Raw genomic sequence first — 980 nt, 5'->3', positions numbered from 1 at the left:
TAAATCGACGGAACTACCTTTTGGCTGGTGATCCGTTTTTAGCTATTTGAAAATCGAATCGCATTCAGAAAAATCTAATAATTAAGCGCAGGATTTTTTATGCAACGCTAGTGAATCAATATATGATATACAAGGTGAATAAGCAAAAAAAATAGCCGTCCTTCAGTCTAACATGACCGGAGACGGCTCTGCTTATTTTCAATTAGACTATATTGGGAATGTAAATTTTTTTGTGCAAATGGGTTTTTAACAAGTGAATGGCTACGTCAACGGCTTTACATGGAGGGGCGGGCATGTTAGGCTCGTTTGCCATGCGATGCACGTCTTACTGGCATCGCCCAATCGCAAGAAAACATGCCCGCAGAGACCAGCTATGCAATGTCAATACCCCTTCATGGATGATTCTTTTAATTGACTACGCAGGGGGCACGCCCCCTGCACCCCGTCACTCGCTGTGAAGCAACTCCAGCAATGTATGCTGGAGAAGGGAACGAGTGTGGCTGGAATATCTCGTCTGTCAAGGCAAAAGGCATACCTTGACAGACTCACTTCAGATTTCTAAGAGTTACTTTGTGGCCAATTCGGGTGCATAGGGTTGATTATCCCGTAAAATTGCAAAAATTACAGCCGATAACTTACGGCTAACTGCACCAAGAACTGTTTTGCCATGCTTACCTCGGGAAATTTTATCATCATAAAACGATTTAAATACAGGATCGTATAGGCGTGCCGAATTAGCTCCAAGCCACAGGGCTCGACGTAAATAGACAGAACCCCTCTTTGAAATATGATTAGTAGTTCCTGTAAACTGTCCGGATTGCCGAATAGTAGGATCAAGACCCGCAAAGGCCGCAAGTTGCTTCGGAGTTTGAAAGCGCGTGATATCTCCAATCTCCGCCAATATGCTAGCAGTAAGCACCGGACCAATACCAGGAATCGTTAACAAATGATGATCGAATTCAGAAAGCCGTTCGGCGATT

Annotated in this window: 1 pseudogene; it reads right to left on the bottom strand. The window is 44.0% G+C overall.

The features are described 5' to 3' along the window. Window positions 1–670: 670 nt before the first annotated feature. A pseudogene (locus Q3F21_RS27145) lies at window positions 671–980 on the bottom strand (transposase); the annotation flags it as partial.

The organism is Brevibacillus borstelensis (assembly GCF_037834415.1).
GTDB classification, from domain to species: domain Bacteria; phylum Bacillota; class Bacilli; order Brevibacillales; family Brevibacillaceae; genus Brevibacillus; species Brevibacillus borstelensis_A.
This window is presented reverse-complemented; position numbering and strand designations above follow the sequence as displayed.